The organism is Solibacillus daqui, from assembly GCF_028747805.1.
Taxonomy (GTDB): domain Bacteria; phylum Bacillota; class Bacilli; order Bacillales_A; family Planococcaceae; genus Solibacillus; species Solibacillus daqui.
The window spans coordinates 2,929,942-2,950,125 of the sequence record NZ_CP114887.1; the positions used below are offsets into that span (position 1 = coordinate 2,929,942).

The 20,184-nt window shown below is 37.7% G+C and carries 17 protein-coding genes; 1 reads left to right on the top strand and 16 read right to left on the bottom strand.

Annotated features, from left to right (window positions below; all coding sequences use genetic code 11):
• Positions 1-4 precede the first annotated feature (4 nt).
• From mutM to citZ, 10 genes are all read right to left on the bottom strand, one after another.
• On the bottom strand, positions 5-877 hold the full coding sequence (gene mutM / locus O7776_RS14325) for a bifunctional DNA-formamidopyrimidine glycosylase/DNA-(apurinic or apyrimidinic site) lyase (protein WP_274307698.1): 873 nt from the start codon (positions 875-877) through the stop codon (positions 5-7).
• A gap of 12 nt (positions 878-889) precedes the next feature.
• Complete coding sequence (polA, locus tag O7776_RS14330) at positions 890-3,517, bottom strand: DNA polymerase I (RefSeq protein ID WP_274307699.1); 2,628 nt, start codon at positions 3,515-3,517, stop codon at positions 890-892.
• Positions 3,518-3,792: 275 nt separating this feature from the next.
• Positions 3,793-4,230, bottom strand: coding sequence for a DNA polymerase I (locus O7776_RS14335; protein ID WP_274307700.1), 438 nt, complete (start codon positions 4,228-4,230; stop codon positions 3,793-3,795).
• Between the two features lie 139 nt (positions 4,231-4,369).
• Positions 4,370-5,440, bottom strand: coding sequence for a protease modulator HflC (gene hflC, locus O7776_RS14340; protein WP_274307701.1), 1,071 nt, complete (start codon positions 5,438-5,440; stop codon positions 4,370-4,372).
• Positions 5,440-6,405 (bottom strand): FtsH protease activity modulator HflK, encoded by a 966-nt coding sequence (hflK, locus tag O7776_RS14345; protein ID WP_274307702.1) that lies wholly within the window; start codon positions 6,403-6,405, stop codon positions 5,440-5,442. Before hflK ends, hflC begins: the two co-directional genes overlap by 1 nt.
• Before the next feature lie 290 nt (positions 6,406-6,695).
• Entirely contained in the window at positions 6,696-8,234 is a 1,539-nt protein-coding gene (gene pnpS, locus O7776_RS14350; RefSeq protein WP_274307703.1) for a two-component system histidine kinase PnpS, read from the bottom strand.
• Positions 8,234-8,944 carry a response regulator transcription factor gene (locus O7776_RS14355; protein WP_274307704.1) on the bottom strand — a complete coding sequence of 237 codons (711 nt, stop codon included), beginning with the start codon at positions 8,942-8,944 and terminating at the stop codon, positions 8,234-8,236. Before O7776_RS14355 ends, pnpS begins: the two co-directional genes overlap by 1 nt.
• Before the next feature lie 216 nt (positions 8,945-9,160).
• Positions 9,161-10,099 carry a malate dehydrogenase gene (gene mdh / locus O7776_RS14360; RefSeq protein ID WP_274307705.1) on the bottom strand — a complete coding sequence of 313 codons (939 nt, stop codon included), beginning with the start codon at positions 10,097-10,099 and terminating at the stop codon, positions 9,161-9,163.
• 258 nt (positions 10,100-10,357) lie between these two features.
• Positions 10,358-11,620: an NADP-dependent isocitrate dehydrogenase gene (gene icd / locus O7776_RS14365; RefSeq protein WP_274307706.1), complete on the bottom strand. Its 1,263-nt coding sequence runs from the start codon at positions 11,618-11,620 to the stop codon at positions 10,358-10,360.
• Positions 11,621-11,698: 78 nt separating this feature from the next.
• Positions 11,699-12,814: a citrate synthase gene (citZ, locus tag O7776_RS14370; protein ID WP_241369436.1), complete on the bottom strand. Its 1,116-nt coding sequence runs from the start codon at positions 12,812-12,814 to the stop codon at positions 11,699-11,701.
• 252 nt (positions 12,815-13,066) lie between these two features.
• Between citZ and O7776_RS14375 the strand changes: the two genes are divergently transcribed.
• Positions 13,067-14,044, top strand: coding sequence for an AI-2E family transporter (locus tag O7776_RS14375; RefSeq protein ID WP_274307707.1), 978 nt, complete (start codon positions 13,067-13,069; stop codon positions 14,042-14,044).
• Here the strand turns inward: O7776_RS14375 and O7776_RS14380 are convergent.
• The 6 genes from O7776_RS14380 to O7776_RS14405 all read right to left on the bottom strand — a co-directional run bounded on the left by O7776_RS14380 (position 14,028) and on the right by O7776_RS14405 (position 20,128).
• A complete protein-coding gene (locus O7776_RS14380) occupies positions 14,028-14,417 on the bottom strand; it encodes an FxsA family protein (RefSeq protein WP_274307708.1) in 390 nt (129 codons plus the stop codon). The genes O7776_RS14375 and O7776_RS14380 overlap by 17 nt on opposite strands.
• A 321-nt stretch (positions 14,418-14,738) precedes the next feature.
• The gene (pyk, locus tag O7776_RS14385) at positions 14,739-16,499 is read right to left on the bottom strand and encodes a pyruvate kinase (protein ID WP_274307709.1); all 1,761 of its coding nucleotides are present in this window, start codon (positions 16,497-16,499) and stop codon (positions 14,739-14,741) included.
• 27 nt (positions 16,500-16,526) lie between these two features.
• Positions 16,527-17,486 (bottom strand): 6-phosphofructokinase, encoded by a 960-nt coding sequence (gene pfkA, locus O7776_RS14390; RefSeq protein ID WP_274307710.1) that lies wholly within the window; start codon positions 17,484-17,486, stop codon positions 16,527-16,529.
• Positions 17,487-17,629: 143 nt separating this feature from the next.
• Positions 17,630-18,595, bottom strand: a complete 966-nt coding sequence (gene accA / locus O7776_RS14395) for an acetyl-CoA carboxylase carboxyl transferase subunit alpha (protein WP_274307711.1) — start codon at positions 18,593-18,595, stop codon at positions 17,630-17,632.
• Positions 18,588-19,460, bottom strand: coding sequence for an acetyl-CoA carboxylase, carboxyltransferase subunit beta (gene accD, locus O7776_RS14400; protein ID WP_274307712.1), 873 nt, complete (start codon positions 19,458-19,460; stop codon positions 18,588-18,590). Before accD ends, accA begins: the two co-directional genes overlap by 8 nt.
• A gap of 32 nt (positions 19,461-19,492) precedes the next feature.
• Positions 19,493-20,128 (bottom strand): FadR/GntR family transcriptional regulator, encoded by a 636-nt coding sequence (locus O7776_RS14405; protein WP_274307714.1) that lies wholly within the window; start codon positions 20,126-20,128, stop codon positions 19,493-19,495.
• Positions 20,129-20,184: the final 56 nt, after the last annotated feature.

Sequence of the window (20,184 nt, forward strand, 5' to 3'; positions counted from 1 at the left end):
CCTTTTACTTTTGGCATTGTGGACAATAGGTTGATGTTCTACCCGCAATGACCATTGATTCTGTAGTTGTCCCGCATGCTAAACACTCTTTTTTTCCATACATTTTCAAGCGGTGCTGCATTGTACCCGCGCCACCATTAATACTACGGTAATCCGAAATCGTTGAGCCACCTGAGTCAATGCTCTCCTGCAATACCTCACAAATCACCTGAAACAGCTCAATTTTTTGTGTATGGCTTACTTCACTTGCTGGTTTTGCAGGGTAAATACTCATTTTGAATAAAGATTCTGTTGCATAAATATTGCCACAGCCCGAAATAACCTGACCATCCATAATAACTTCTTTAATCGCCTTTTTTGCAAAGCGCGGTTTATCACTTTGCATTAAGAAAAAGTCGCACGCCTCCGCATCAAATGGCTCAGGGGCCATTTTCAAGAGCGGTGCATGGTCAGCTATTTCTTTAATAAAGCGCAGCTCACCAAAGCGGCGAATGTCTGAAAAAACAAGTAACTCACCGCTCGTTAATGTGAAAATAGCATGAATATGCTTACGGAATTTTTCTTCAGTTATTTCAAGAACATCATTTACGACAAACCATGCACCTGTCATTCCTAAATGATTGACTAACATAAAGCTTTCTTCATTTTTCGTTAAGTGAAAGAAAATATATTTGGAGCGACGTTGTATGCGTTCAATTGTCATTCCTTGTAGCATTTTTTCAAATTGTTCAGGCGCTGCACTTTTAATAATCGCTTGTTTTCCAGCCTCATGAGAAGCATAAACGGTTTCTGAAAGTGTGACACTTGCGATTGTTTTTCCTTCAACAATTGGCCGTAAATCGCGTACTACTCCTTCGACTTCTGGTAATTCTGGCATTACATTTACTCCTTATTTCGCGTCGTACCAAGTAGCTCCATGTGAATAATCCACCTTAAGCGGTACAAGTAGTACAATCGCATGCTCCATTACTTCTGGTACAATACGCTCTAAAATTTCGATTTCTTCTTTTGGTGCTTCGAAAATTAATTCATCATGCACTTGTAGTAATAATTTTGCCTGTAAGCCTTCTTGTTGTAGGCGTGCATCCATATCAATCATCGCTTTTTTAATAATATCGGCTGCACTACCTTGAATCGGTGTATTCATTGCCGTACGCTCAGCAAAGCTTCGTAAGTTGAAGTTCGAGCTTGTGATGTCTGGTAAATAGCGACGGCGATTTAAAATCGTTGTCACATAGCCCATTTTCTTCGCATCTTCAACAATTGAATCCATATAGTTTTTTACACCTGGGAAGCTTTGTAAATAATTTTCAATAAACGTCGCTGCTTCCTTACGAGTAATATCTAAGTTTTGCGATAAGCCGTAATCACTAATGCCGTATACAATACCAAAGTTTACCGCTTTTGCTGTACGACGCATATTGCTTGTTACTTCATCTGCTTCAACACCAAACACGTCCATCGCAGTACGTGTATGAATATCCATTCCTTGCTTAAATGCTTCTACGAGTGCTTCGTCCCCGCACATATGGGCTAATACACGTAATTCGATTTGAGAATAATCGGCCGCAAATAATACCCAGTCCTTTTTCGATGGCACGAATGCTTGGCGGATTTTTCGCCCTTCTTCCAAACGAATCGGTATGTTTTGTAAGTTCGGATCTGTTGAACTTAAGCGCCCTGTAGCCGTAAGTGCTTGCTGGAAGCGTGTGTGTACTTTTGAATCGTCACAGTGCACCTCTTTTGTTAAACCTTCAATATAAGTTGACTGTAATTTTGCTAACGTACGGTACTGTAAAATATGCTTTACAATATCATGCTCAGATTGTAATTTTTCCAGCACATCGGCCGCTGTTGAATAACCTGTTTTTGTCTTTTTAATAACTGGTAAACCAAGCTTATCAAATAAAATAACACCTAATTGCTTTGGTGAATTGATGTTGAATGTTTCACCGGCAAGGTCATAAATCGTTTGCTCAATGACATCTAGTTTCGCTTTCAATTCATCGCCCATTTGCTCAAGTGTATCTACGTTTACCGTAATCCCTTCGCTTTCCATTCGCCCTAAAATATGTGCAAGTGGCAGCTCTAGCTCTTTATATAATTCAAATTGTTCGTTTTGTTGTAACTTCGTTTCTAATACCGGGTGCAATTTCCAAACTGCAACTGCTTTACGGCTCACATGCTCGGCTAGCGCTTCAGCTGTTGGTAATGCCCATTTTGCACCTTTACCATATACGATTTCGTTTGCCTGTACATCTGTATAGCCAAATTCCTTTGCTAACGTTGCCACATCATCCCCTGAAATCGACGGCTTTAAAATGTATGAGGCAAGGAGTAAATCAAACTCGACACCTCTTAATGAAATATTTAAACGCTGTAGCATCGCTTGTGCCGCTTTACTATCTGCAATATATTTTTTCTTAGATTCATCTTCTAACCATGCTTTTAACGCTTCATTGTTGAACACATCTTCCATTGTAGTGAAATACGTTTTCTCACCATCAGATAGTGCAATTCCAAATGCTTGGCAGCTATGATAATGCTCATTTTCAAGCTCTAAATGCAACGCCATCGTGTCTTTTAACATATCTGTTGTAAAAGTCTCTACGGTAGTAAATTCCACTTGTGCCTGTTCTGTATCTTCAACTTCAAAATCACTTTTTTCGATTAAAGATTTAAAGCCAAGCTCTTTCCAAACATCCAGCAACGCTTCTTCGTTCGGACCTTGATATGCTAAATCTTCTAAACCAATTGTAATTGGTGCTTCCGTATAAATCGTCGCTAATTTTTTCGATAAATGTGCCAGTTCTTCATTTTCAACAAGCTTCTCCTTCATTTTAGAAGCCTTCAACGCATCCATTGCTTCGTATAAGTTTTCGATTGTCCCATGTTCTTTTAATAGCTTAATTGCTGTTTTTTCGCCGACACCTGGAACACCTGGGATATTATCCGATTGATCGCCCATTAACCCCTTCATATCGATAATTTGTATCGGGGTTAAGCCATATTTTTCTTCGATATGTGCAGGTGTATATTTTTCGATATCGGTAATCCCTTTTTTCGTAATGTACACTGTCACATCATCATTCGCTAATTGCGTTAAGTCTTTATCGCCCGAAACAACAATAACTTCCGTTCCCTGTGCTGCAGCTTGTTTTGCTAAAGTCCCGATAATATCATCTGCCTCATACAGTTCTAACTCATAGCGTTTAATATTAAAAGCATCGATTAATTTGCGAATGTACGGGAATTGCTCTGATAATTCAGGTGGTGTTTTTTGACGACCGCCTTTATATTCGCCAAATGATTCGTGACGGAATGTCGTTTTGCCCGCATCAAAAGCGACTAACATTTGTGTTGGATTTTCTTCACCAATTATTTTTTGTAGCATTGTCGTAAAACCATATGTCGCATTCGTATGGATACCGCTATCATTCGTTAATAATGGCAGTGCAAAAAATGCGCGGTAAGCTAAGCTGTTGCCGTCTAATAAAAGTAGTTTTTGTTTTGTCATTCGTTTTCCTCCATTTAAATCAATTTCGCCTCAGTGTAATTGCGTCCGAATTCGGTTTTGCGCTAGAGCAAAGTACTTCTTACCGAATTCGTGATATCCGCCGGAGGCATTAACTTCTTTTAGAGTGTTTAACACTCGCTAAAAGAAGTCAACGTACGATTATATGTTCTCTTTCTACTTTACCGATTGTTCACATGAATTACCAACATTTAATGGTCATTTGCAACGTTTTTTCTCAAAAAAACAAAAAAGCCCCTAATCATAGGAGCTTTCCATTATTTCAATTTCTTAAATTTAACTTGTTCAACTGTATCACGTTTTTCATCATAAAAGATTTCTTCAAAAATAACCGTTAATAAAAACGCATTTAAAAATGGAATAATGAGATACATCGGCATGCCCGCTAAATCATATGGCATTAAGCCGCGTGCAAAAACTTCTACAAAACCAATTTGTGTGAAGTAAAAAATCATCCCCACCCCTACTTGCCAAATGGGACGCTTATCCTTGCGCTTTTCAAACCAAAGCACCTTTTTGAATGAATTTCGCACATCTTCTGCAACAAACAAACTTAATATAAAAATGACAATAAATAATACAGGTATATGATAAATTTCAACTTTCATAAATTGAAGATTCGACTGGAAAAATAAAGCGGTAACAGAAGTTGCCATAATAAAAGCAATTAATGTATTTTGAATTGTTCTACTCATGCGCAATTCTCCTTTTCTATTAACTAGTTCATATTATAACAGTAAAATAATATGAAACAGTAGTATTTTTAGAAGAATTCATGAAGGTAATTAAGCCCAAAAAAGGAACGCACATTATTTGCATGTACGCTCCCCAAAATTATTGTAATTGTCCTGAAAGTAATTTTGCATATGGTGAATCGGCTGGAATAATAATAACGGTTTCATCACCAATAGTTTTCTTATATGATTCTAGAGTTCTAAATAAGCTGTAGAACTCTGGATCTTTTGAATAAGCATTATTATATATTTCAGCGGCTTGCGCTTCACCCTCTGCACGAATAACCGCAGCATCTTTATTTGCTGTCGCTAAAATGACTTGCACTTCCTGATCGGTTTGTGCCTCTCGACTACGCTTCTCCGCGTCACCTTCAGATAAATACTTTTGGGCAATCGATTGACGCTCCGACACCATACGAGTAAAGACAGCTTGCTCATTTTCCTGTGGTAAATCGGTACGGCGAATTCGTACATCGACTACTTCAATCCCCAAATTAGCTTCGGTAATCAGTTCATTGACACGCTCCGTTACACGGTCATTAATATTACCACGTTTTGAGTTCTCTTCGTCAATGATATCATCATAAATTGTTTGACCGAATTCTGTACGCAACGCCGAGTAAATATACTCTTCCATACGACTTTCTGCATTCAGCAATTGACCCGCGTTTGAAATTAACGCTTTCGGGTCTGTCACACGCCAAATTGTATAGTTATCAATAATAATACGCTTTTTGTCCCCCGTACTAATTTCTTCCTCTGTCATATCATGCGTCATTAAATTACGAGGTAACGTCGTAATACTTTGAATGAATGGGACTTTTATGTGTAGACCAGGTTCAGTTTCATATTTGATTACTTCACCAAATTGGCGAATAACTTTATACTCATTTTCCTTCACGACATAAAGATTGGCAAAGACAATGGCTAGTACTGCAAATACAGCAGTAATAATTGCAGCAGATGCACCCCATTGCTTCATATTCACAGGTTTTTTATCTTTATTAATTGTTTTCGGTGCTTTTTTAGACTTTTCCTCAAACGCTGTTTCTCCATCATTTGTTTCGGTCTTTGGTACTTCGTGCACTGTTTTTTGTTGCTTTTTATTGCCAAATAATTTTTTTACAAACACATCTAAATCGCCATCAAAGTTATTTTTATCATTACTCATTAGTTCGAACCTCCTTCTTTCTTCGTTTCAGTAGAAGTATTCGTTTGTGTTGGTTGTAATGGTAAATACTTTAATGTACTACTACCATCGTCATTCATAATATAAATTTGTGCATTCGGTAATACTGCCTCTAATGTTTCAATCATTAAACGTTCACTTGTAATCTCTTTATTTAAGCGATATTCTTCATAAAGCTGATTGAATAGGGCTACTTCCCCTTTTGCCTGCTCAATACGGGCCGTTTTTTCCCCTTCTGCTTTCGATAAAATAGCCTTCATTTCCCCAGCTGCTTCACTTGTACGTTGGTTATTATATTTAATTGCTTCGTTGATTTTTGTGCTCTTCATTTCACGTGCATCCGTTACAGCGGTAAACGACGCACGAACTTCTTCATTCGGTACATCAACATCTTGGAGCTTGACGCCAACAACGCTAATCCCAATATCATACTTTTCAATTAACGACACTAATAAATCACGCGTTTTCGCCTCGATGTCTGCTTTACCATCCGTTAATGCATCATCAATCGTTGAGCTACCTATAATTGAACGAATCGCACTTGAAGTCGCGCTATGTAAAATTGTGCGTGGATCAGCAGAATTAAATAAATATTTCTTAGGATCAACAATACGCCATTGCACGACAAGGTCTGTTAACACAATGTATTCGTCACCTGTAATCATTTTTGTTTCTTTATCAAATGTTTCTAATGAGCCATCTGATTTTTGCTTATAACCAAATTGTAGACTGTATGTTTCTTTTGATAAAATTTCTACCGTTTGAATTGGCCAAGGTAATTTAAAATGCAACCCTGAATCTTGAATGGTTTCATCGGCCTGCCCGAACGTAATTACAACAGCTTGTTCGGATTCATCTACCGTATACCACGATGTCGTTACAGCAACGATTGCGATAATAGCAAAGAATATAAGTCCAATCCATAATAATGTTCGCTTAACACTCATCGTTAAAAACCTCCTAATCTTTTTTATTATTCAAATTGTTTTACGGACGAAACAAGCTTAAAGTTTCAATATTTTTCATAAAAATTAGATTTAGGTAAAAATAGAAAATTCATTCGGTGCAAAATGATCAATATTAATCATTAAAAAACCGTCCTCTAATAATAGAGAACGGCAGTTTGAAGTACGTATTCATCAACTAATGTATTACTTTTGAAACGGGGGTTTCTAATACAAAGAATAGCACCCGAATATAAAGTATTTATATCAGTATTGTAAAAGAATTGTTAAGCTTATTTTTTCAGTGGTAAGTAGACCTTCATACTCGTACCTTTACCGACTTCACTCGTTACTTGAATTTTCCCTTGATGCGCCTCGATTAAATGCTTTACAATTGACAAGCCTAGCCCTGTACCCCCAGAATTTCGACTGCGGGCACGATCTACACGGTAAAAACGTTCAAAAATTCGTGAAATTTCCGCCTTTTCAATGCCTAACCCTTCGTCTTTTACCTCAAAAATTCCGTAATCATTATTGGTACTAATTCGAAGTTTGACTGTTGTTTCTTCTTTTGAATAAGCGATTGCATTGTTAATTAGATTTGTAAAAATTTGCATTAGGCGATTGACGTCACCTAATATGACGGCATCTTGTTCGATATCTACATCAAATTGCATATGCTTACTTTCAAGCTGTGCACTTGTTAAATCAACGACGCGTACTAAAATATCTTGTAATTTTGTTGGCATAATGTCTAATGTAAAGCCGTGCCGCTCGATTTTCGATAGTTCTAATAAATCATGTACAAGCACTTCAATACGGTTACTTTCATCATGAATAATTGTCAAAAACGATAGCAGCATTTGTTCATCTTTAAATGCTCCATCTAGAAGTGTTTCAGAAAATCCTTTAATCGACGTAATAGGTGTTCTTAATTCATGGGATACATTGGCGACAAAATCTTTTCGAATTTGTTCAAGTCGTACAATCTCACTAATATCATGCATTACAATGACAACCCCAAGCCATCGCCCATGTTCTCCAACTACTGGTGCACCATAAACTTGTTCATTATATTCTTCTTCCGCAATTTCCAAAACAAGCTGCTGACGGTAAGGCATTTCGGTTAAAAATACATGGTCAATAAACTTCTCTAACTGCTTTGGTAAACCTAGCGACATAAAGCTTTTACCGATTAATTGTTCAGTGGGTAATTCAAAAAGCTTTTGGAATTTTTTATTGACGATTGAAATATTCCCTTCGCGGTCAATCATCATAAGCGCACTCCCCATATTTTCAATCAATGTTTTAAGACGTTCCTCTTCAATCATACGGGTTTTTGTAATGTCTTGGAGATTACGCGCTAAAATATTGATGGAATTACGAAGCTCTACTACTGTTCGAGGGCCATTCGCAAAGGCACGGGCACGATAGTTGCCCTTTGAAAGCTCAATCGCTGTTTTCGTAATATTGACAATCGGCGTAGTAAAGTTTGCAGCCACTCGATGCGCCATCAACGCCATTATGATAAGCCCTATCAGAAGCAATATTGCCACAGAAATATAGAGCTTCATTTTTAATGTGTTAAAGTCAGTCGAATACATATCCATTGTATAAGTCTCTAATAATGCTTGCTTTTGAGAGTCCGTTAACACAATTTGTTCATCCGCTATTAATTGTTCCACTTGTGCAACATTGGCATCTTTTGCAATCGTATAATATTCATCTGCAAAAAAAGGAAAAAGCTGCCCTATGAACAACCCTAGAACAGCTAATCCTAACCCAATGACAAAAATAAACGAATAAAATAAACGGTTCTTCATGATATTCATTATTTTTTTGGCTCCTCAAATTTATAACCCAGTCCGCGAATTGTTTTAATATACAATGGCTTACGACTATTTTCTTCAATTTTATCGCGTAAATGGCTAATGTGGACGTCCACAATTCGTGTATCGCCAGCAAAATCATAATTCCATACGGCGCTTAGTAATTGATCGCGCGTTAATACGCGGTTTTTATTTTCTAATAAATACACTAAAAGCTCAAATTCTTTCGGTGTAAATTCTAATGATTCTTCATTAATGAATGCTTCAAAACGTTCTGGATATACTTTTAAATTTCCAAACGAATAAACAATTTCACTCGATTCTACTACCTCTTCAACAATTGGGCCAGAAAAACGACGTAATACAGCCTTCACACGTGCAATCACTTCACGCGGGCTAAACGGTTTTGTCATATAATCATCCGCACCAAGCTCTAAACCTAACACTTTATCAAACTCATCATCACGTGCTGTTAACATAATAATCGGTACGTTAATACGAAGGCGGCGTAATTCTTTACAAACTTCAACGCCATCAAGCTTAGGTAACATTAAGTCTAATAACATTAAATCCGGTGTATTTTCTACAGCTGCATCAAGTCCTGCTTGACCATCATGCGCAAGCAAAACTACAAAGCCAGCTTGTTCTAAGTTATATTTCAATAGTGTTGCAATTGGCATTTCATCTTCTACCACTAAAACCGTTTTCGTCATATTTAAATCCTCCAAGATTGATTTGAAACCCCCATCTCAAATCAATGACTTCATTTGCCTTGTAGTAAAACTATTCTTTGAAATACGGTATATCAAAGTGTCCCTTTCATAGTAACAACTTTTTCGGAAAAGCACAATTGTTGAAATGCATGTAAATTTCCTTTCCATAAGAAAAACACCATTTCACGATAAAATGGTGTTTCGTGTATAACTAGTTTAAACTAAAGCCTTCATAACATCCTTCACTGCATTTGCAGAGTTGTCTAATGCTTGTTTTTCATCTGTTGTAAGTTCTAGTTCATATACTTTTTCAATTCCGTTTGCACCAAGTAATGCTGGTACACCAAGGTAAATTTCTTCATAGCCATACTCGCCTTCAAGGTATGCGATTGATGGTAAAATACGTTTTTGATCTTTTAAAATTGCCTCAGCCATTTCGACCATTGCTGCAGCTGGTGCATAATATGCTGAACCGTTGCCAAGTAAGCTGACGATTTCACCGCCTCCAACACGTGTACGTTGCACGATTTCTGCTAAGCGTTCTGCGGCAATTAAGCTTTCTAACGGTACACCACCAATTGTAGCAAGTCGTGTTATTGGCACCATTGTGTCACCATGCCCACCTAAAACTAGCGCTGAAATATCTTTCACAGATACGTTTAATTCTTCTGCAATAAATGCACGGAAGCGCGCCGTATCTAGTACCCCAGACTGACCAATAACACGGTTTTTCGGGAAGCCCGATTCTTTAAACACAGTATACGTCATCGCATCTACTGGATTTGTTAATACGATAATAATTGCATTTGGTGATGTACGTGCGATTTCTTTGGCAACTGTTTTCATAACACCTTGGTTGATTTGTACTAAATCATCGCGACTCATCCCTGGTTTGCGTGCAACACCTGCCGTAATTAATACGATATCTGAATCCGCGATATCATCATAATTTGAAGTACCCTTTACATAAGAATCAAAGCCTTGAATCGGTGCTGTTTCCCACATATCAAGTGCTTTCCCTTTCGTCGGATTTTCTACTGCTGGTAAATCTAAAATGACAACATCGCCTAATTCTTTTTGCGCTGCGATGAATGCTGCTGTTGCACCTGTGTAGCCACTACCAATTACTGCGATCTTTTTTCGTTTTAATACCATAGTAAACGCTCCTTTTTAATAGCTAGTATAAGGTAACTAATTTTTAGTGGATAAGAAAGGATAGCTTTTTAATAAAATCCACATAGGAAAAGGGAGAAAACACGAAGTCTCTCCCTTTTGTAGTTACTATTTATTTTGAAACGAATTCTTATTAAAGTCAATCATTGCCTATAAAATGATTTATTATGTTCACAATATTATTTTAAACTAAATAATTTGTTAAATATTTCACATAAAACGGCAAAAAATAAGTTTTAATTAGAAGTTTTCGATTAATTTAGTAGCGAATTCAGAACATTTAACTTCTGTAGCGCCATCCATTAAACGTGCGAAGTCATAAGTTACGTATTTAGAAGAGATTGTTTTCTCAACTGAAGCAGTAATCATGTCCGCAGCTTCTTGCCATCCTAAGTGCTCAAGCATTAATACGCCTGATAATAATACTGAAGATGGGTTTACTTTATCTTGACCAGCGTATTTAGGAGCAGTACCGTGAGTAGCTTCGAAAATAGCGTGTCCAGTTAAGTAGTTAATGTTAGCACCTGGAGCGATACCGATACCACCAACTTGAGCAGCTAGTGCATCAGAGATGTAGTCACCGTTTAAGTTCATTGTAGCAACAACGTCGAACTCGTTTGGACGAGTTAAGATTTGTTGTAAGAAGATATCAGCGATTGAATCTTTAACTAAGATTTTACCAGCAGCTAATGCAGCAGTTTGTGCTTCGTTAGCAGCAGCTTCACCTTTTTCAGCTTTGATTGCATCGTATTGGTTCCAAGTGAATACTTTGTCGCCGAATTCAGCTTCAGCTACATCGTAACCCCATTGTTTGAATCCACCTTCAGTGAATTTCATGATGTTACCTTTGTGTACTAAAGTAACAGATGGTTTGTTGTGAGAGATTGCGTACTCGATCGCAGAACGTACTAAACGCTCAGTACCTTCTTTAGATACCGGTTTGATACCTAAACCAGAAGTTTCTGGGAAGCGGATTTTGTTAACGCCTAATTCAGTTTGTAAGAAGTTTAATAATTTCTTTTGCTCATCAGAACCAGCTTTGTACTCGATACCAGCATAGATATCTTCAGTGTTTTCACGGAAGATTACCATGTCTACGTCTTCTGGACGTTTAACTGGAGAAGGTACACCGTCAAAGTGACGTACTGGACGTAAGCATACGTATAAGTCTAACTCTTGACGTAAAGCTACGTTAAGTGAACGGATACCGCCACCGATTGGAGTTGTTAAAGGACCTTTGATAGCGATTAAGTATTCATTAATTTTTTCTAAAGTTTCTGCAGGTAACCATTCACCAGTTTGGTTGAATGCTTTTTCACCAGCTAAAACTTCTAACCATTCGATTTTCTTTTCGCCGTTATAAGCTTTATCTACTGCTGCGTCGATAACGCGAGAAGCTGCTGCCCAGATATCTGGACCGATACCGTCACCCTCGATGAATGGGATTACTGGATTGTTTGGAACGTTTAGTTTACCGTTTTCAACTACGATTTTGTTAGTCATTGGAAATTGCCTCCTAATAATCATAAATCTAGGACTGTGTCAATTCACAGTCCCAGATATTTTAACATACTTTTTTGCTTAGCGCTCGTTAATTGGAACGTATTTTTGCATATCTGGACCAACATATTCCGCACGTGGACGGATTAAGCGGTTGTTTGCATATTGTTCTAAGATGTGCGCTACCCAACCTGAAGTACGAGATACTGCAAAGATTGGTGTGAATAAGTCATGCTCGATACCTAAAGAATCATATACTGATGCTGAGAAGAAGTCTACGTTTGCAGGTAATTTCTTTTGCTCAACGATCATGTCATGAATTTTTACTGACATTTCGTATAATTCTGGTTTACCAGTTAACTTAGTTAACTTTTCAGACATTACGCGTAAGTGAGGTGCACGTGGGTCTCCACCACGGTAAACGCGGTGACCGAAGCCCATGATTTTTTCTTTGTTGTCTAGCTTGTTTTGTACCCAAGCTTCAACGTTATCTAACGAACCGATTTCAGTTAACATTTTCATAACTTGTTCGTTTGCTCCACCGTGTAATGGACCTTTTAAAGCGCCGATAGCTGAAGTTACACCAGAATATACATCTGATAATGTAGCTACACATACACGTGCTGTGAATGTAGAAGCATTTAATTCATGGTCAGCATGTAAAATTAACGCTTTGTCGAATGCTTCGATTTCGATTGCTGCAGGCTCTTCACCTTTTAGCATATATAAGAAGTTTGCTGCATAACCTAATTCAGGTTTTGGAGCTACTGGTTCTTTACCTTGACGTACACGTGCAAAAGTAGTTACTACTGTACCGATTTTCGCTTGTAAACGAATCGCTTTACGGTAGTTTGCTTCTGTTTCCATAACGTCTGCTTCTTCGTCAAATGCACCTAACATTGATACAGCTGTACGTAATGCAGCCATTGGGTGTACTGTGTTTAATGGCATAGATTTAAATAAATCTGTAATTGCCGCTGGGATTTCCATGTTCGCTGCTAATTCAGCTTTTAAGTTAGCTAATTCTTCAGCGTTTGGTAAACGTGTATTCCATAATAAAAATACTACTTCTTCAAATGTTGCGTTGTTAGTTAGGTCGTCGATGCCATACCCTACGTATGTAAGTGTATCATCGATAATTGAAGAAATTTTCGATTCTGCTGCTACGATACCTTCTAAACCTTTAGTTGCTGACATAAAAAATCGCTCCTTCACTTAATAAAATAGTTTTGTAAGTGCTTTCTTTTTCTAGTAATAAAAAGAACTACACTCATACTGTTCTGCTCAATGAACCTATAAGTAAATCGCTTACATAACTCATTATAATCAATTTTGACGGCTTTGTGAATGAATTAGTTCGATTTTAAGAAAAATACGAATATCTAATAGAATTCAAGAATTAAAGAGAATTTCTCGTTTCGAGCGAGTGATATAAGGCATAATTTAGGAGTGATTTGCATAGAAACCAAAAAAAACCAAACCCAATTACTATTAAAAATTAAACATATAGGCGTTTTCTTACTATATATTGCCCTTTTTTATTTCATTCCACCTATAATTTTTGGACTATTTTTCGCTTACTTACTATTCCCTATTTTTCTTTATTTTAAGCGAATTCTACATGTCCCATTTTTTATAGTTGTTGTTGTACTTTCTATTTTACTTTTTACAGTAATAAGTGCCGTTGTTATATTAATTTTACATAGTTTATTTACTCTACTCCCTAGCTTACAAACTACAGTTCACCTATTAGAAAAAAACTATGATACCCATCCATTATTTCCTCTAATTCTCGATAAATTTTCAGGTTTACTAAACGAATTAATGTTCTTTATGGTTGATTTTATTAAAAATAGTTTGCATTCGATTTTTGAATTACTTATTTTTATCGTTACTTTCTATTTTGCATTGTTCGAAAGTAACAGGAACCGTCTTTGGTTCTTTGCTTATATTCCAGCAATGTATCGAGCAAGTTGGTCTCGGTATTTTCAAAAGGCGATGCAGTTAATAAGCTATTTTTTACTCGTGGAAATACAACTATTTACATTAACGTTCATTCTACTTAGCATTGGCTTTTATTTTTTACAGTTTGAAGCGTTTTTCATGAAAGCATTTTTAATTGCTTTTGCAGATTCTTTGCCATTTTTGGGCATTGGTATTTTTTTAATTCCTATATCTATTTATTTTTTCATTGTCGGACAGCCTATTGTAGCTACGCTTATAATCGCGCTCTATATTTTTGTACAAATAGTTAGACAGCTAACTGAGTCAATGTTATGGAGTCATACATTTCACTTACGTATGATTCACACATTCATCATTAGCGCTGCCTCTGTTTTACTATTTGGTATTTATGGCATCATTTTGAGCCCATTGCTTTTAATGATGGCTATTAAATTTAAGCAACATCCTATCTTTGTACGATAATAACATTGCCTCTTTTCATTTTTTTTCGTAAGTAATAAAAAATTAATGGTTTAAATAAATTTCTTGTAATTCCTAGTACAAATAATAAACCGATAATATCGGTTATAAAACCAGGGAACACCATTAACACGCCACCTATGAAAATCATAAAGGTTTCAATCATTGCAATACCTGGTGGTTGACCTTGCTGCAGGCTATTTTGAACGTCTTTATACGATTTCATGCCGCGCTGTTTTGCGATGAGTACACCCACTACAGAAGTGAGTACAATTAATAATAATGTATAGAAAACGCCGATTGCTTTTCCAATTAGGATAAGCATAGCAATTTCTGCAAAACCTAGCGCTAACATTCCCCATAATAATTTTTTCATATTGATTGTCCCCCTTCTTACAATATATACGTATTTTCACCAAAAAAGTTTCATAAGAAAAGTGCTAAAGCGCCCTTCCAGCCCCGAGTGGGCAAAACACCACGTCCATGTGGTATGCCCACAATGACTCACATCGTGTGAGCCTCAGACATTGGAGAGACCGATGCAAAAGTAAACGCTCCACCACTTTTGCAGGAGGGTTCGAAATGGCCGAGGGGCTGGCGCTTTAGCCTAGACACTGTTATAACGGAAAAATTTATACTTTCTTATAAATATAAAAATCCATTTTCATAATTGAAAATGGATTTTAACATTTAAATTTTATAGTACACTCGCATGACCTTTGTAGATGACACCTGTTTCTGCGTCCATTGTAATTTCTTGTCCGTGACGAATTAATGTTGTTGCTTCTTTTACGCCTACAATTACTGGAATGCCAAGACTTAGGCCAACTACCGCTGCATGCGACGTTAAACCGCCTTCTTCTGTAATAATACCGACACAGTTTTCAATGGCTGGCATCATTTCACGGTCTGAACCGACTGTTACGATAATGGCACCTTCTGTATCATAAGCTAATGCTTCGCCAGCGTTTTTCGCTACAATCGCTTTACCGACTACCGAAGCTTTACCAATCCCTTGTCCACGCGCTAATAAGTCACCAATTACGTGAACTTTCATTAAGTTTGTTGTACCCGCTTCACCTACTGGTACACCTGCAGTAATAACAACAACATCTCCATGACTTACGAATTCGTGTTTAAGTGCTTCATCGACTGAAAGCTCTAAAATTTCGTCCGTAGTTGTTACACGCTGCGTTAAAACTGGTTTTACGCCCCACACTAAAGTTAATTTTTGTGCAGTTGATTGTTGGCTTGTAACCGCGATAATTGAAACGCCTGGGCGATATTTCGCGATCATTTTTGCTGTATTTCCGCTTTCTGTTGGCGCTAATACAGCTGTAACACCTAAGTTAATCGACGTGTACGCCACTGCTTGTGAAATCGCTTCTGTCATGTTTGCTTCTCTTTCACGGCTACGTTGAGATACGATTTGACGATAGTCTAACGCATTTTCTGTGCGCTCAGCAATTTTATTCATTGTAATTACTGATTCAACTGGATAAATACCAGCTGCAGTTTCACCTGAGAGCATAATTGCATCTGTTCCGTCCAAAATGGCATTCGCTACGTCTGACGCTTCTGCACGCGTTGGGCGAGGATTACGTTGCATAGAATCTAACATTTGCGTTGCTGTAATAACCGGCTTTCCAACCTGGTTACATTTATTAATTAATGATTTTTGTACAAGTGGTACTTCTTCAGCCGGAATTTCTACCCCTAAATCACCTCGTGCGACCATTAAGCCATCTGACACTTCAATAATGTCATCAATATTGTCTACACCTTCTTGGTTTTCGATTTTCGGGATAATTTGAATATGGCTACCATTATTTTGTTCTAATAGCTCACGAATTTCTAATACATCCTTTGCTGTACGTACGAATGATGCGGCGATAAAGTCTACCCCTTGATCAATACCAAATAAAATATCGGCTGCATCTTTTTCTGTAATCCCTGGTAGTTTAACTGAAACTCCTGGAACGTTCACACCTTTTTTATTTTTTAAAACACCCGCATTTTCAACAATCGTATGAATTAATCCTTGTTCTAAATCCTTTGCTAAAACGCGTAATTCAATTAAGCCATCATCTAATAAAATAATGTTATTTTGATCTACATCTTCAATTAACTGATCATACGTTACTGAAAAACGAGATTCATTGCCAAGCACTTCTGTCATAGAAATGTCGATTACTTGACCAGTTACTAAATGAATTTCGCCGTTTTCCATTGAATGCGTACGAATTTCAGGGCCTTTCGTATCTAATAAAATACCTACTGGTTTTTTCATACGCTCTGACGCATCACGAATAGCTGCAATACGAATTGCATGTTCTTCATGATTACCGTGCGAAAAGTTTAAACGCGCTACATTCATACCCGCCGTAATTAATTTATCTAACATTTCTGGTGATTCACTTGCAGGACCAATCGTACAAACAATCTTAGTTTTTCTCATAGTTTTGTCATCTCCGTTTTTTACACTTTAAATTGAAAGTTCTTGTGATAATGTATAAAGACTTAAATCTGCTTGGTGTTTTGATTCAAATGCTTCCTTTAAATCATAATCGATAATATGATGATTTTTCACGCCAACTGCTCGTCCACCTTTATTTTCAAGTAAAAGTTCTACTGCTCTTGCACCAAATTGCCCTGCTAATACGCGATCGCGTGCAGATGGTGAACCACCTCGTTGAATATGACCTAATACGGAAGTACGGATTTTGACACCTGTGCGCTCTTCAAGCTGCTTTGCTAATTTGTGCCCATTCATAACGCCTTCTGCCACGATAATAATACTATGGCGCTTACCACGTGCCGCACCACGTTCTAAACGTGTCACAATATCCTCCATGTCAAACGACTCTTCAGGTATTAAAATGGATTCAGCACCAGCTGCAACTCCAGCCCATAATGCAATGTCCCCCGCATCACGCCCCATTACTTCAATAACAAAAGTATTTTCATGGCTTGTTGCCGTATCACGAATTTTATCGATTGATTCGACAACAGTATTTAATGCCGTATCAAAACCGATTGTATATTCAGTCCCTGGTACGTCATTGTCAATTGTGCCTGGAATTCCAACACAGGGGAACCCTTTTTCAGTAAGTTGCATTGCACCACGGTAAGAACCGTCACCACCAATAACAACTAACCCTTCGATGCCGTCTTTTTTCATGCGTTCAATCGCTTCATATTGATAGTCATCTTCTTTGAATTCTGGAAAACGAGCAGAGAATAGCTTCGTGCCACCACGTTGAATAATATCGCCAACTGAACCAATATCTAAAAGCTCATAATCACCATTGTATAAACCTTCATAGCCGTGATGCACACCAACTACGTCTACTCCATGAAAACGTGCCTTACGAACAACCGCACGAATCGCAGCGTTCATTCCTGGTGCGTCTCCACCACTCGTTAATACCGCAATCTTCTTCATACGCTATTTTCCTCCTACTTGTCTCATACTATTCACATTAACAGAAAAATGGTCTATATGTAACTATTCTGGATAACAAAAAATACAATCTTAATAAAAAAATGAAAGAATGCGCTTTCACGCATTCTTTCGCATCAATTCTTTCAGTCGATATTTTCTTCTGAAAACTGACCGATGTTTTTAAATTTTATATAACGATTCTCAATTAATTCATCTGATGTTAATTTTGTTAATTCACTCAAATGAAGCTCTAGCGCTTGCTTCATGAAATTTGCCTGTGCAAGTACATCTTTATGTGCACCACCCGCAACTTCAGGAATAATGTCGTCAATGATTTCTAAATTTTTCAAATCGGGTGCCGTAATCTTCATTGCCTCTGCAGCTTGCTGAGCATAGGTTGCATCCTTCCATAAAATCGATGCTGCTCCTTCAGGAGAAATAACAGAATAAGTTGCATTTTCAAGCATAAGAATTTTATTTGCTACCCCGAGTGCTAATGCACCTCCACTACCACCTTCGCCAATGACAATACTAATTACCGGAACACGTAACCCTGCCATTTCAAATAGATTGCGTGCGATAGCTTCACTCTGTCCACGTTCCTCGGCTGCCTTCCCTGGATACGCGCCTTTTGTGTCAATCAAACAAATAATCGGACGGTTAAATTTCTCAGCCTGCTTCATTAAACGTAGTGCTTTACGGTAGCCTTCTGGATGAGGCATACCAAAATTACGGCGAATATTTTCCTTCGTCGTTTTCCCACGCTGATGACCGATTATCGTTATCGGCTGACCATTAAACGACGCAATGCCGCCTACAATCGCTGCATCATCTTTGAATGTACGATCGCCATGTAGTTCAATGAAATCATCAAAAATATGTTCAATATAATCAAGTGTCGTTGGACGCTCTGCATGGCGTGCCACTTGTACACGATCCCACGGTTTCATATTTGCATATACTGATTTTTCAAGCTCTAGTAAACGAGTTTCAAGCTTTTCAATTTCACCACTCATGTCGACATCTGCTTCTATAGCAATGGTCTTTAACTCCACAATTTTTTCTCGTAATTTTACAACCGGTTCTTCAAACGCCATTAATTTAGACATGAGAAACACCCCCTTGTACATGTAACTTCACAATTGTTGATACATTTTCACGGATATCACAGCGGTTAAAAATCGCATCTAATTGACCATGCTCGAGTAAAAACTCAGCTGTTTGGAAATCGTCCGGCAACTTTTCACGTACCGTCTGTTCAATAACACGACGTCCCGCAAAACCTATTAAACTTTGTGGCTCAGCGATATTGTAATCTCCAATTGAAGCAAAACTCGCTGATACACCACCCGTTGTTGGATGTGTCAATATCGAAATATATAGTAAACCTTCTTCACTATGTCGTTTGAGCGCTACACTTGCTTTCGCCATTTGCATTAGCGACAACACACCTTCTTGCATGCGGGCACCACCACTCGCAGTAAAAATAATAAATGGAACACGTAATTCCGTTGCTTTTTCTACTGCACGTGTAATTTTTTCTCCAACAACCGAGCCCATAGAGCCCATTCGGAAAGTAGAATCCATTACCGCAACAACGATTTGCATCCCTTTCAATGTTCCTACGCCTGTCAACACAGCTTCATTCAAGCCTGTTTTCTTTTTGTCGACTTCAATCTTTTCGACATATGCTGGGAATTGTAACGGATTAGTCGTCTGTAAATGGTCGTCCATTGATGTAAATGAACCTTCATCTAAGAAGCTCGCGATACGTTCCTTAGCATTAAGTGTGAAATGGTGCTGACATTTCATGCACACTTTTAAATTTTTCTCTAATTCCTTTGTGACATGAATCGTTTTGCATTTTGGGCATTTTGTTACGATTCCTTCTGGAAATTCCTTTTCTTCAGCTTTTTTTGATATGCTGCCACTATTTTTTTTGCGGTTTATTGATAATAAATCACGAATCGCCATTGTATATCCCCCTTTTGTAGTAACTCGCTTTTTTAGCGCTCTATACATTCCATCCATTTTTCATATGCTTGAATTGCTTCATGTGTATAACCCATTTGCATCGCCTTTAGCATTGTTTCAACTTCAAGTTTTTCATGCATTTCAATCACACCTGCTAACAAATCATTGCTAAATACTACTAGTTGCATCCAAATTTTTAGTGCTAACCGATTGCCACTCGCGATTATACATTCACGTAATATATCCTCACGCAATACATTTTCTCCGAGTTCCACTTTAATGAAAAAACTATCTAATATCGGCAGCGACCGTAATTTTTTCGACTGACAAATCAAACGAATCGCTTCTTTTTCATGCATTTGTCGTGTTGCCTCAACATCGTTTGAAGACTTTTCATCTTGTAATATAAACGAGCCAACAATTTCAACAAATTGGTGATGCTTCATGCTGGCCAAAAATGTTCCGCCACCATGCTTTGTTTCGATTAAACCTAATAGCTCTAAACTTCGCAGTGCTTCTCGAACTGATGAACGTCCTACTTGTAATTGCTCAGACAAAACCCGTTCAGAAGGAAGCTTTTGACCTTCCAGAATATTTTGGTTCGCAATTAACTCTCGTAGCTGCTTCACAATTTGCAAAAACATTTTTTTCTCTGGCTTATGTTCCACTCAACTCACCTCAATATCATTTCCATATCAATTGCGCCTCGGCTAACTTTAGTCCA